The sequence below is a fragment of the uncultured Paenibacillus sp. genome (assembly GCF_963515335.1).
Lineage (GTDB): Bacteria > Bacillota > Bacilli > Paenibacillales > Paenibacillaceae > Paenibacillus_I.
Genome location: NZ_CAUPYC010000002.1, coordinates 18359 through 30958 on the forward strand (window position 1 = coordinate 18359; position 12600 = coordinate 30958).

Consider the following 12600-nt stretch of genomic DNA (forward strand, 5'->3'; position numbering starts at 1 on the left):
TAGGCGTCGGTCTTATTTAACCTACAATCGCATAGAAGCCGAATTTCTTGTTGAAAACGGGGGAACCATAATGCCGCCGCATACCGACGCAACAGCGGGCTGCAAGCGGCATGGGGTGAATTCCGGGCGGACGGTCGTACCGTTTGCCGGGATAGGGCGGCCTGTTCGCGCCCGAATCCGTCAGCTAACCTCGTAGGCTTGTCGGGACAGGACTCATACGCACACGGCATTGGGTTTCCAGTGCTTTTTTTATGCTTCATTTCCGATTACGGCCCGGGGTGATGGTTGTGCTTAAACGTTTGTTTTCAATATCGAACTGGTCGCCGCCGAGAATTCTGGTTACCGGGTTCGCACTGATCATCCTGCTGGGCGGCCTGCTGCTGTCGATGCCATTCGCCACGGCCGACGGCCAGGGCCAGCGGTATTTGCACGGGGTGTTTGAGGCGACGTCGGCCACTACCGTGACAGGCTTGGTCCTCGAGGACACGGGCACCTTCTACAGTATGCCTGGCCAGATCATCCTTATGCTTCTTATACAGATTGGCGGGATCGGCTTCATGACGATGGCCACGCTGTTCGCCCTTGTGCTGCGACGCAAGATTTCGCTCAGGGAACGGCTCATTCTGCAGGAAGCGATGAATCAGAGCAGCATGGAAGGCATCGTCCGGCTGATCCGGCGGGTCGTCTTCTATTCGCTGGCGATCGAAGCGGCCGGCCTGGTGCTGTTTACGGTCCGCTTCGCGGTCGACATGCCTTTGGGGCAAGCCGCGTACTACGGGTTGTTCCACTCCGTGTCGCTGTTCAATAACGCCGGCTTCGATATTTTGGGCGATTTCCGCAGTTTTACCCGCTATGTCGACGATCCGATTGTAAACGTTGTTTCAATCGGGTTAATCATACTTGGAGGGCTGGGTTTCGTCGTCTTGTCGGACCTGGTGGATTACCGAAAAAAAAGGCGGCTTACGCTGCATTCCAAAGTCGTGCTGTCGATGTCGGCCGCCCTTATCGCGATCGGGACCGCGGTCATATTCATCTTCGAGTATATAAACACGCTGCAGCCGCTCGGTTGGGACGGCAAAATCTGGGCATCCTTATTTCAATCCGTATCGGCGAGATCGGCCGGCTCCAATACGGTCATCGTCGCAGACCTGCGGCAGGCGACGCAATTTTTCATCGTCATGCTCATGTTTATCGGCGCATCGCCGGGATCCGCGGGCGGGGGGATCAAGACGACGACGTTTACGGTGCTGATCGGCGCGGTCATCGCGATGATCCGCGGCAAGGAAGATATCGTGCTGTTCAAGCATCGCCTCGCCCGGGAACGCATCTACAAAGCGTTGACGATTACGATGCTGTCGCTCGCGCTGGTCATCGCCGTCACCATGGTGCTGTCGGCGATTGAGGACCGCCAGTTCATCCGGCTGCTGTTCGAGACGGTGTCCGCCTTCTCCACGGCCGGACTGGATACCGGGCTGACGCGGCAGTTGACCGACTTCGGGAAGACCGTTATCGCCCTCACCATGTTTATCGGCCGGGTCGGTCCGCTGACGCTCGCTTATGCGCTCGGACCGCGTTCGGAAAAAGAGCTGTACCGCCATCCGGAAGGCAAAATGATCATCGGATAGAATGGAGATCGGACAACGTGAAAAAGAACCAATTCGTCATCATCGGCATGGGCCGCTTCGGCTCCAGCTTGGGCAAGGAATTGGTCGAGCTCGGCTATGAAGTGCTCGGCATCGATATGGATGAAGAAATCGTCAATGAAATGAGCCAAGTGCTGACGCATACCGTAGCGGCGGACTCCACAGATGAAGAAGCGCTGCGTTCGCTCGGCGTCCGCAACTTCGACTGCGGCGTCGTGGCGATCGGCGACGACATTCAAGCCAGCATATTGACCGCCATTCTGTTGAAGGACCTCGGCGTGAAGCAGGTGGTGGCCAAAGCGATGAGCGAGCTGCACGGCCGCGTGCTGGAGAAAATCGGCGTCGACCGCGTCATTTATCCGGAACGAGATATGGGGGTTCGCGTCGCGCATCAGCTCGTGTCGCCGAATCTGCTCGATTATATCGAGCTGTCGAAGGATTACACGATCGCCGAGCTTGCCGTGCCGCGATGCCTGGACGGCATGTCTTTGAAGGAGCTGAATCCGCGCGCCAAATTCGGCTGCAGCATCGTCGCCATCAACAAAAAGAACGGCGTCATCATCGCGCCCACGGCGGCGGATACGCTGCAGGAGAAGGATGTCATGGTCGTCATCGGCACGAATCATCAGATCGATGCCTTCGAGGGCTCCGTCGCCGCGAAATCGCGGTAGCATCGCCCCGGCTAATTGCCGCGCGCGAAGAACGCCGCGATCGCTTCGACCCATAATTTGACGGAAGGGTTCATCCCGTCGGGCTCCGGATGGATGAGCGACGTGGTCCGTTTCGTCTCCTCCAGTTCCCTGACCGGCACGACGGTCAGGTCGTTGTCTTCCAGCAGCCGCTCGCGCATGTACGATTTCGGCAGCAGCGTGCCCGCCCGGCACGTATGCATGAGTCGAAGGATCGCCTCGAACGAATCGATTTCCATTCGCACGTCCGGCTTCAGCTCATATTTGGCGAACAGCTCATCCGTCAGAATCCGGTACCAGGTGCCTTTGGCGAACAGGATCATCGGAAGGCCGTTCAGGTCGGAGATGCTCATCGAGCCGGCCCCCGCATCCGTTACATAATGCCCTTTGGGCAGGACAAGCTCCAGATGATCGTCGAACAGCGGCACGCAATAGAGCGCCGGATCGTCGATGCGGGAGGCGACGATGCCGATGTCGGCTTTCTTGTCGCGGACGAGCGAGACGATTTCATGCGTTTTGCCGGTGACGGCTTTAATGTCCACCTCGGGATGCGACTCGGTCATCATCTGAATCAGGTCGGGCAGCGTCGTCTGAAGGGTCGTGAGGCTCGCGCCGATGAGAATCGAAGTGCGTCCCGGAGCCCCTTCCCCGCTGATCGTCTGCAGAAAGCGGAAATGCCGCCGGCGAGCCTCAAGCGCATAATCGTAGGTCAATTGCCCGATCCGCGTCAGCTCGAGCCGTTTGCCGACCCTTCTGAACAGCATGGCGCCGAGCTCCTCCTCAAGCTTTGCGATTTTGCGCGACAGCGCGGGTTGTGACAAATTTAACAGCGACGACGCCTTGTTGAGGCTGGACTGTTCGACGACGGTGGCGAAAATGTGAAGCTCCTCCAGCATAACGGCCTCCTATATGCATAAAAGTTATAAGTCATTATAATAAATAAGCAGTTCCATTATAAGCGAAAAAGGAGTAGCATGGGAACTGTGGCATTTCTGTGTCGAACCTTGCATTGACGCTCCCCGGGTGCGGGGGTACAATGTAAGGTGGCTCACACAACGCTTGTCCAGTCGGAAAGGAGAACGCTTACGTCATGAAAGGAAATTCGTATTACTCGCGCAAAATTCACTCGCTGCTTGGGGTGATACCGCTTAGCATGTTCATTATCAGCCATATGCTGACGAACTTCTCGGCGGTTGAGGGAGGGGCGCAAGGCTTCAAGGCAGCCGTCTCGTTCATTAACGGCTTGCCGATCCTGATCGTGCTTGAGATTGTCGGCATCTGGCTGCCGCTGTTGTTTCACGGTGTGTATGGCTTGTATATCGCCTATCAATCGGATATCAACACGGGCCAATTCAAATACGGCCGCAACTGGGCGTTCGCGCTGCAGCGGATCTCGGGCGTCATCACGTTCATTTTCGTTGCGTGGCACGTTTATCAGACTCGTATTCAGGTGTTTCTCGGCAATATTGAGTATGGGGATCTCGGAGCGACGATGAACGCGATCGTCAGCAACAACTTTTTCTTCCTTCTCTACATGATCGGCGTCGTCGCCTCGGTGTTCCACTTCGCCAACGGCATGTGGGCGTTCCTCGTCAGCTGGGGCATCACGGTCGGCCCGCGGGCGCAACGAATTTCGTCCTACTTTTGGATGGTTGTGTTCGTCATTGTAACGGGCATGTTCCTGGCGTCGCTGATGGCATTCCGGGGCGATGAATTTAAAGAAGCGGGCGCTGCGGCCGAGACGCTGCGGACGCTCGCCAATATCGGATAGTCTGCGAACAAGGAGCGAAGCGAAATGGCTAAAAATAAAATCATCGTCGTGGGCGGCGGCCTTGCCGGCCTGATGGCGACCATCAAAGCCGCGGAATCGGGCATGCACGTCGATTTGTTCTCCGTCGTGCCGGTCAAGCGGTCCCACTCGGTATGCGCGCAGGGCGGCATCAACGGCGCGGTCAACACGAAGGGTGAGGGCGACTCCCCCTGGGAGCACTTCGACGATACGATCTACGGCGGGGACTTCCTTGCCAACCAGCCGCCGGTCAAGGCGATGTGCGAAGCGGCGCCGGGCATCATCCACCTGATGGACCGGATGGGCGTCATGTTCAACCGGACGCCGGAAGGACTGCTCGATTTCCGCCGGTTCGGCGGAACGAAGCATCACCGTACGGCTTTCGCGGGCGCGACGACCGGCCAGCAGCTGCTGTATGCCCTGGATGAGCAAGTACGCCGTTGGGAGACGGCGGGCCTTGTCACGAAGTACGAGCATTGGGAATTTCTCGGCGCCGTGCTCGACGACGACGGCGTATGCCGCGGCGTGTCGGCGCAGGACCTGCGCTCGATGGAGATTCATTCGTTTGCGGCGGACGCGGTTATACTGGCAACGGGCGGCCCGGGCATCATTTTCGGCAAAACGACGAACTCCGTCATCAATACGGGCACCGCGGCGAGCGCCGTGTATCAGCAAGGTGTCCATTACGCGAACGGCGAATTCATCCAGATCCACCCGACGGCGATTCCGGGCGACGACAAGCTGCGCCTGATGTCCGAATCCGCGCGCGGCGAAGGCGGCCGGGTGTGGACGTACAAGGACGGCAAGCCGTGGTACTTCCTTGAGGAGAAATACCCGGCGTACGGCAACCTGGTGCCGCGCGATATCGCGACCCGTGAAATTTTCGCGGTGTGCGTCGATATGAAGCTCGGCATCAACGGCGAGAACATGGTTTACCTCGACCTGTCGCACAAGGATCCGAAGGAGCTGGACGTGAAGCTCGGCGGCATTATCGAGATTTACGAGAAGTTCATGGGCGACGACCCGCGGAAGATTCCGATGAAAATTTTCCCGGCCGTTCACTATTCGATGGGCGGCATGTGGGTCGATTACAACCAGATGACGAACATTCCCGGCCTGTTTGCGGCCGGCGAGTGCGAATATCAATATCACGGCGCGAACCGCCTCGGCGCGAACTCGCTCGTATCGGCGATCTACGGCGGCATGATGGCCGGGCCGAAAGCGGTCGAATACATCAAAGGGCTGAAGAAGTCGGCCGAAGATGTGTCGTCGTCCGTATTCGATCGCGAGAAGCAGCGCCACACCGCGAAATACGAGTCGATCCTCGCGATGAACGGCTCCGAGAACGCGTATGTGCTGCACAAGGAGCTCGGCGAGTGGATGACGAACAATATGACGGTCGTCCGCTACAACAACAAGCTGCAGGAGACGATCGACAAGATCAAGGAACTGAAGCAGCGTTATGCGAAGATCAACATCAACGATACGGCGCGCTGGAACAATGCCGGCGTCGCCTTTACCCGCCAGCTGTGGAACATGCTGGAGCTGGCCGAGGCGATGACGCTTGGCGGCTTGCTGCGCAACGAAAGCCGCGGCGCGCACTATAAGCCGGAATTTCCTGACCGGAACGACGACGAATTCATGAAAACGACGAAGGCGGCCTGGACGCCGGAGGGCCCGAAGATCAGCTACGAAGATATCGACGTCTCGCTGATCAAGCCGCGCAAACGCGACTATTCGAGCGACAAGAAGAAAGGAGAATAACGATGGCGGAGACAACTACGGCTACGGCTGCGGCCAACAAAACGATCAAGTTCATCATCACCCGTCAGGACAGTCCCGATACCGCTCCTTATACGGAAACGTTCGAAGTGCCGTACCGCGCGAACATGAACGTGATCAGCGCGCTGATGGAGATTCAGCGCAACCCGTTGAACGCCGACGGCAAGCATACCGCGCCCGTCTGCTGGGAGTCCAACTGTCTCGAGGAAGTGTGCGGCGCCTGCTCGATGATCATCAACGGCAAGCCGCGCCAGGCTTGCTCGGCGCTGATCGACAAGCTGGAGCAGCCGATCCGCCTGGAGCCGATGCGCACGTTCCCGGTCGTTCGCGACCTTGTCATCAACCGCGAGCGGATGTTTAACGCGCTGAAGCGTGTCAAGGCATGGATTCCGATCGACGGCACATACGATCTGGGCCCGGGCCCGCGAATGGCGGAGACGAAGCGCCAATGGGCGTACGAGCTGTCCAAGTGCATGACCTGCGGCGTCTGCCTCGAAGCCTGCCCGAACGTAAACGACCGGACGAGCTTCATCGGACCTGCGGCGATCTCGCAGGTGCGGCTGTTCAACGCCCATCCGACGGGCGAGATGAACAAGGATGAACGGCTCGAGACGCTGATGGAAGACGGCGGCATCGAGGGCTGCGGCAATTCGCAGAACTGCGTGCGCGCCTGCCCGAAGGGCATTCCGCTGACGACGTCGATCGCGGCGATCAACAAGGATACGACGAAGCACATGTTCAAGAAATGGCTGGGCATGTAGGGCTCCGGTTGTTCGGGTGCTTCGCTCCGTTTCGCGTCCGTTTCCTGATTCACTAAGCCCATGCTAGGGTGGAAACGGCCACAAATAAGCCGCTCTGCCCCCGAACAACCTCCGCTGCAGGTTGAAGATCTAAGAGACAAGCGATCGAAAAAGCAACTTGGGATTAACCCCCCAAGGGATCGAAAAGCAGCTGGGGGACTAAACTCCAAGAGATAAAAGCGGAAAGATGAACACCAGTAACCTATCGCCCGGACGGTTGTCCGGGCGTTTTTATAGTGCTGTTTGCGGGTTTCGGCAACTCAGCTTAATGGAATCGCTGCGGAAGCGTCCTATTTTTGACCCCATATCATGGATTTTATCCAATGAAATGCCGCTTTTTCGCCGAATGCGCCCTGTGCACAGAGGAAACGATGGCTGTAAGGGTTTACAGATCCGGCTTGATCCGTTATATATGAGAATATCGAGAAGTTGCGATGAGCATGGCGGACGGAGGTCATATATGGATAAAAAATATGTGCTGGCGCTTGATCAGGGGACGACCAGCTCAAGGGCGATCCTGTTCGACAAGACGGGCGGCATCGCGGCGATCGCGCAGAAGGAATTGACGCAATTCTACCCGAAGCCAGGCTGGGTCGAGCACGATGCGATGGAGATATGGGCCACGCAGAGCGGGGTGGCGCGCGAGGTGCTCGAGCGCGTCGGCGCCCGTCCGCAGGAAATCGCCGCGATCGGCATCACCAACCAACGGGAAACGGTCGTCATTTGGGATAAGCATACGGGCAAGCCGATTCATCGCGCGATCGTGTGGCAGGACCGCCGAACGGCAGGCATTTGCGATGAGTTGAAGCAGCGGGGGCTTGAGCCGTATATCAAGGAGAATACGGGACTCGTCGCGGACGCTTATTTTTCGGGTACCAAGGTGAAATGGCTGCTCGACCAAGTGGAGGGGGCGAGAGAAAAGGCCGAGCGCGGGGAGCTGCTTTTCGGAACGGTCGACACCTGGCTCATCTGGAAGCTGACGCGCGGCCGGGCGCATGCGACGGATTACTCCAACGCTTCCCGAACGATGCTTTATAATATCAAGGAGCTTGGCTGGGATGAAAAGCTGCTGCAGGAGCTCGGCATTCCCGTCTCCATTCTGCCTGAGGTGAAGCCTTCGTCCGGCCTGTTCGGCGTGACGGATGAGCACACGTTCGGCGGCGCGGAAATTCCGATCGCCGGGGCGGCCGGGGACCAGCAGGCGGCGTTGTTCGGCCAAACCTGCTTCAAGTCCGGCATGGCCAAAAACACCTACGGAACCGGCTGCTTCATGCTGATGAACACCGGCGAGCGCGCCGTTGTCTCCAAGTGCGGCCTGCTGACGACGATCGCGTGGGGGATCGAGGGCAAGGTGGAGTATGCGCTGGAGGGCAGCATTTTCATCGCGGGGGCGGCCGTTCAGTGGCTTCGCGACGGGCTGAAGCTGATCGATTCGGCGGCGGATTCCGAATATTATGCGAGCACGGTCGCCGACACCGGCGGCGTCTACGTCGTGCCGGCCTTCGCCGGCCTGGGCGCCCCCTATTGGGACATGTACGCAAGAGGCGCGATTTTCGGCTTGACGCGCGGCTCCAACAAGGGCCATCTCGTCCGGGCGACGCTGAACTCGCTCGCCTATCAGACGAAGGATGTACTGGGCGCGATGGAGAGCGATTCGGGGCTTAAGCTGCAGTCGCTGCGCGTAGACGGCGGGGCGACCGCCAACAACCTGCTGATGCAGTTCCAGGCCGACATGCTGGGCGTGGAAGTATGCAGGCCGCTAGTGACCGAAACGACCGCGCTCGGCGCCGCCTATCTGGCGGGAATCGCCGTCGGCTTTTGGAGCCGGTCGGAGCTGGGGGCGAATTCGGGCAACGAAACCAGATTCGTTCCCGATATGGAGGAAGCCGTCCGCACGAAGCTGTACAAGGGCTGGAAAAAGGCGGTCAAACGGACGATGGATTGGGAGAAGGACGAGGAATAATACCCGCCGCGCCGCAACTTGCCGACAGACGCTTTTACGATTAGGAGAGAGAGCCGTATGCAATCTATACCGTTTTCCGCAACGGAACGAACGTCCAGGCTGGAGAGTATGGCGAAAGCGCAGCTCGATTTGCTGGTCATCGGCGGCGGCATTACCGGCGCCGGTATCGCGCTGGACGCGGCATCGCGCGGGCTGCGTGTCGGTCTGGTGGAAAAGCAGGATTTCGCCGCGGGCACGAGCAGCCGCTCGACGAAGCTGATCCACGGCGGTCTCCGATACTTGAAGCAGGGCGAAATCAAGCTGGTTCGGGAGGTCGGCCGCGAGCGCGCGATTTTATACCGGAACGCCCCCCACCTCGTCATCCCGGAGAAAATGCTGCTGCCGCTGGTCGAGCAAGGAACTTACGGCAAATGGGCGACCTCCGTCGGGCTGTGGATGTACGACAGACTGGCCGGCGTCAGCCGGAAGGAACGGCGCGTCATGCTGGACAAGGAGGAGACCGGGCAAGCCGAACCGCTGCTGCGGCGCGATATTTTGAAGGGCGGCGGCCTCTACGTCGAATACCGGACCGACGATGCGCGCCTGACGATCGAGGTGATGAAAACGGCGAGCCGGCTTGGCGCCCTGTGCGTCAACTACGCCGAAGCGGCCGAGCTGATTTATGAGGGCGGCAAGCTGGCCGGGGCCGACGTCGCCGATCTCATCGGCGGAGGCTCCTACCGGATCACGGCGGCGAAAGTCGTGAACGCGGCCGGTCCCTGGGCGGATCGGCTTCGCAGTATGGATAAATCGTTATCGGGCAAGCGTCTGCATCTGACGAAAGGCGTTCATCTTGTCGTTCCCTATGAAAGGCTGCCGCTCAAGCAATCCGTCTACTTCGACGTGCCGGACGGACGCATGATTTTTGCGATCCCGCGCGGACGCTCCACCTATATCGGCACCACGGATACGAATTACGACGGGAATCTCGAGAAGCCGGCGGTCACGGCGGACGACGCAGCTTACCTGCTGAACGCCGTGAACCATATGTTCCCGGATTCGCAACTGAAGGAAAAAGACATCGCGTCGAGCTGGGCCGGCCTGCGGCCGTTGATACACGAGGAGGGCAAGTCACCGTCGGAGCTGTCGCGCAAGGACGAAATATTTGTGTCTCCCTCGGGTCTTGTTACGATCGCGGGCGGCAAGCTGACCGGTTACCGGAAAATGGCGGAGCGCGTCGTGGATCTGGTTGCCGCTCAACTGAGCCGGGAGTATGGAAAGATCGCCAAACGATGTCATACCGACAAAATCGTGCTGACCGGCGGCGAATTCGGCTCGGCCGAAGCGATACCGTCCTTTATCGAGGGCTTGTGCGGTTCGGATATCGGTCAATGGGCGGGAAGGGAGCGAGTGAAGGAACTGGTTTATCGGTATGGAGTGAACGCCGGGGAAGTGCTGGCTCGTGTTCGGGAACGTCCGTCCGAGCATGCCGGCATCCAGCCCGATCTTGGCATGGCGCTGCTGCTGGCGGAGGCCGATTATGGCATGACGGATGAAATGTGCACCGGTCCGGACGATTTTTTCATCCGCAGAACGGGGATGCTGCTGTTCGACCGGAACACGGCGGCGGCGCGTCTTGAGCTCGTAGGCGAGCAAATGGCAGCCAAGCTGCAGTGGGGGCAGGAAAGGACGCGCCGCGTATACGCAAGCTTCCTGGAGCAGTGCATGGCGGCGGTCGCGTTCGAGTGATGGCGAATGGTGAACATCCCGGCGGGAAAGCAAAAAGACTGCGCGGGCGCTTTCGGCGCCGGCGCAGTCTTATTTTCGAAGGGCGGCGCGGACGGGTTACATCCACTCTTCGCCCCATTGCTGGATGGATTCGATCACGGGCTCGAGCCCGAGTCCCTTTTTCGTCAATTCGTATTCGATCCGCACCGGCATTTCCGGGTAGACGTTGCGCTTTACAACATCAAGAACCTCAAGCTCCTTCATGCGGTCGGTCAGCATTTTATCGCTCATCTCCGGAATTTGCTCCTTGATCTCCTTGAACCTTTTCGGTCCTCCAAGCAGCACCCGGATAATAAGTCCCGTCCATTTTTTGCCGAGCAATTCAGCAGCGGATTCGTATTTTGGGCACATTTTTGAGTAGTCCACCGGTTATCACCCCACTTTAAGTAACTATATTGTATCACGCAGGGCTGCAAAAAGTAAGAAAAAAAACGACAAATACGGCTGAAGACAAAAAAATAATCATATACTTGACTAAAGTAAGTAACTTATTATATTATTGGTCTACAGAAAAAACATTCATCCGTAAGGAGAGGGAGAAAGAGATGGAAGATATGGGGATTCTGATTATTCGGGTCATTGTCGGTTTGCTGTTTATCGGTCACGGCGCGCAAAAGCTGTTCGGCTGGTTCGGAGGCTACGGCTTGAAAGGCACGGGAGGCTGGTTCGATTCGATCGGCATGAAGCCCGGCGTGGCGGCGGCGCTGGCAGCCGGTTTGGCCGAGGTAATCGGCGGGCTGCTGTTCGGCCTGGGGCTGCTGCTGCCGTTAGGCGCGGCGCTGATCGCGGTCAGCATGCTGGTCGCGATCGTTAAGGTTCACGGAGCCAACGGCCTGTGGGTGACACAGAACGGCTATGAATATAATCTGGTGCTGATGGTCGTCGCAGTCGGCCTCGCGCTCTCCGGCGCCGGCGAATACTCGCTTGACGCGATGATGGCCGACTGAGCGGGGGCTTAAAGATGCGTCTCGGCTGAAAATGTGACATACTAAGGATATCGAACGCGGATGACCGGCATACATGCCGTACGTCAGCCGTGCAGTTCCTTTTCTTTCAGGAACTGCCGTCCGTATTCTCCATGCGGATGAATGACGGCGTGTTCGGTCTGGATGGTGGAGTGTTTAATGTTGTACTTGTTCCGCAGCGTTTCATCAATGGCGAGAATGACGCAGTAAGGCTGGATATTTTCGTTGACAAACACGTGGGCGGTTAGCGAATAATGATCGGTCGATACGGCCCACAGGTGCATTTCGTGCACATCCTCGACGCCTTCGAGCGCCAGAAGGTCCGCGCGGATGGCGTCGAGGTCGAACTTCTCGGGCACCGATTCCATAAGAATAAGATAGGATTGCCGGATGATTTTGGCGCCGCCGGTGAAAATGATGCCGCCGATGATGAGACTGACGAGCGGGTCGAAGGCCGGCCAGCCGGTCAAGAATATGAGCAGCGCCGAGACGATGACGCCGATCGAGCTGATGAGGTCACCGATGAAATGCCACAAGGCGCTCTGGATGTTCAGGTTCTTTTCTTCCTTCATGCTTCGGCTGAGCACGACGGTAAGCACGATGTTGACGGCCAGGCCGATGGAGGAGATGATCAGCATCAGCTGAAAATTGACCGGCTCCGGATTGACGAACCGCCGGACGCCTTCGATGAAAATACCGGTGGCGATGACCGCCAGCGTCAGCCCGTTGAGGAACGAGGCGATGATCTCAAAGCGCAGGTAGCCGAAAGTGAAACGGGCGTCGGGCTCACGCGACGCCAAATAGATGGCCGTCATGCTGAGGCCGAGCGCGATAACGTCGGAAATCATGTGGGCCGAGTCGGACAGAAGCGCGAGCGAATTGCTCGCAAGCCCGCCCACGATTTCGACCAAGGTGAAAAACAGCGTAAGCCAAAGCGCAATCCATAACGTCCGTTTTGAAGCGGTCTGTTCCTTGACGTGGCCGAGATGATGATAGTCGTACACGGTTCACACCCCTTCCGTTGCGCCGCACCCAATCGGACATTTGTTACACAAATGAAATGGTCCTGTTACGGCACCTTCACATTGGCAGGCTATTATAATAAGCAAGACCCCCTTTTTTATATACCTTATTGGGACCCAGCCGCTCGCGGCGGGGTCCACTTTTTTACTTATTTTATATCCTTAGGGGGTCCCCAAAAG

The 12600-nt window shown here is 58.1% G+C and carries 11 protein-coding genes and 1 riboswitch; of the genes, 8 read left to right on the top strand and 3 right to left on the bottom strand.

Annotated features, from left to right (window positions below; all coding sequences use genetic code 11):
- Positions 1-26: 26 nt before the first annotated feature.
- A riboswitch (cyclic di-AMP (ydaO/yuaA leader) is annotated at positions 27-215 on the top strand.
- Between the two features lie 72 nt (positions 216-287).
- Positions 288-1625, top strand: a complete 1338-nt coding sequence (locus RWM61_RS01000; protein WP_399537610.1) for a TrkH family potassium uptake protein — start codon at positions 288-290, stop codon at positions 1623-1625.
- 17 nt (positions 1626-1642) lie between these two features.
- Entirely contained in the window at positions 1643-2314 is a 672-nt protein-coding gene (locus tag RWM61_RS01005) for a TrkA family potassium uptake protein (RefSeq protein ID WP_313996417.1), read from the top strand.
- Positions 2315-2325: 11 nt separating this feature from the next.
- On the opposite strand, the gene RWM61_RS01010 is transcribed toward RWM61_RS01005, so the two are convergent.
- Positions 2326-3228 carry a LysR family transcriptional regulator gene (locus RWM61_RS01010; RefSeq protein WP_313996419.1) on the bottom strand — a complete coding sequence of 301 codons (903 nt, stop codon included), beginning with the start codon at positions 3226-3228 and terminating at the stop codon, positions 2326-2328.
- A 194-nt stretch (positions 3229-3422) separates the two neighbouring features.
- On the opposite strand from RWM61_RS01010, the gene RWM61_RS01015 reads away from it, so the two are divergent.
- The 5 genes from RWM61_RS01015 to RWM61_RS01035 all read left to right on the top strand — a co-directional run bounded on the left by RWM61_RS01015 (position 3423) and on the right by RWM61_RS01035 (position 10394).
- On the top strand, positions 3423-4103 hold the full coding sequence (locus RWM61_RS01015) for a succinate dehydrogenase cytochrome b558 subunit (RefSeq protein WP_313996421.1): 681 nt from the start codon (positions 3423-3425) through the stop codon (positions 4101-4103).
- A gap of 24 nt (positions 4104-4127) precedes the next feature.
- On the top strand, positions 4128-5885 hold the full coding sequence (sdhA, locus tag RWM61_RS01020; RefSeq protein WP_313996423.1) for a succinate dehydrogenase flavoprotein subunit: 1758 nt from the start codon (positions 4128-4130) through the stop codon (positions 5883-5885).
- A gap of 2 nt (positions 5886-5887) precedes the next feature.
- The gene (gene sdhB / locus RWM61_RS01025; RefSeq protein ID WP_313996425.1) at positions 5888-6664 is read left to right on the top strand and encodes a succinate dehydrogenase iron-sulfur subunit; all 777 of its coding nucleotides are present in this window, start codon (positions 5888-5890) and stop codon (positions 6662-6664) included.
- Positions 6665-7163: 499 nt separating this feature from the next.
- Positions 7164-8666 (top strand): glycerol kinase GlpK, encoded by a 1503-nt coding sequence (glpK, locus tag RWM61_RS01030; RefSeq protein WP_313996426.1) that lies wholly within the window; start codon positions 7164-7166, stop codon positions 8664-8666.
- A gap of 57 nt (positions 8667-8723) precedes the next feature.
- The gene (locus tag RWM61_RS01035; RefSeq protein WP_313996428.1) at positions 8724-10394 is read left to right on the top strand and encodes a glycerol-3-phosphate dehydrogenase/oxidase; all 1671 of its coding nucleotides are present in this window, start codon (positions 8724-8726) and stop codon (positions 10392-10394) included.
- Between the two features lie 96 nt (positions 10395-10490).
- On the opposite strand, the gene RWM61_RS01040 is transcribed toward RWM61_RS01035, so the two are convergent.
- The gene (locus RWM61_RS01040) at positions 10491-10799 is read right to left on the bottom strand and encodes a helix-turn-helix domain-containing protein (protein ID WP_313996430.1); all 309 of its coding nucleotides are present in this window, start codon (positions 10797-10799) and stop codon (positions 10491-10493) included.
- Between the two features lie 179 nt (positions 10800-10978).
- Between RWM61_RS01040 and RWM61_RS01045 the strand changes: the two genes are divergently transcribed.
- Positions 10979-11380: a DoxX family protein gene (locus RWM61_RS01045; RefSeq protein WP_313996432.1), complete on the top strand. Its 402-nt coding sequence runs from the start codon at positions 10979-10981 to the stop codon at positions 11378-11380.
- A gap of 83 nt (positions 11381-11463) precedes the next feature.
- On the opposite strand, the gene RWM61_RS01050 is transcribed toward RWM61_RS01045, so the two are convergent.
- Complete coding sequence (locus RWM61_RS01050) at positions 11464-12402, bottom strand: cation diffusion facilitator family transporter (RefSeq protein ID WP_313996434.1); 939 nt, start codon at positions 12400-12402, stop codon at positions 11464-11466.
- Positions 12403-12600 lie beyond the last annotated feature (198 nt).

Coding starts and splice junctions, on each gene's coding strand:
- RWM61_RS01045 (WP_313996432.1), top strand. CDS start 10,979: ATGGAAGATATGGGGATTCTGATTATTCGGGTCATTGTCGGTTTGCTG.
- RWM61_RS01015 (WP_313996421.1), top strand. CDS start 3,423: ATGAAAGGAAATTCGTATTACTCGCGCAAAATTCACTCGCTGCTTGGG.
- sdhB (WP_313996425.1), top strand. CDS start 5,888: ATGGCGGAGACAACTACGGCTACGGCTGCGGCCAACAAAACGATCAAG.
- glpK (WP_313996426.1), top strand. CDS start 7,164: ATGGATAAAAAATATGTGCTGGCGCTTGATCAGGGGACGACCAGCTCA.
- RWM61_RS01035 (WP_313996428.1), top strand. CDS start 8,724: ATGCAATCTATACCGTTTTCCGCAACGGAACGAACGTCCAGGCTGGAG.
- RWM61_RS01010 (WP_313996419.1), bottom strand. CDS start 3,228: ATGCTGGAGGAGCTTCACATTTTCGCCACCGTCGTCGAACAGTCCAGC.
- sdhA (WP_313996423.1), top strand. CDS start 4,128: ATGGCTAAAAATAAAATCATCGTCGTGGGCGGCGGCCTTGCCGGCCTG.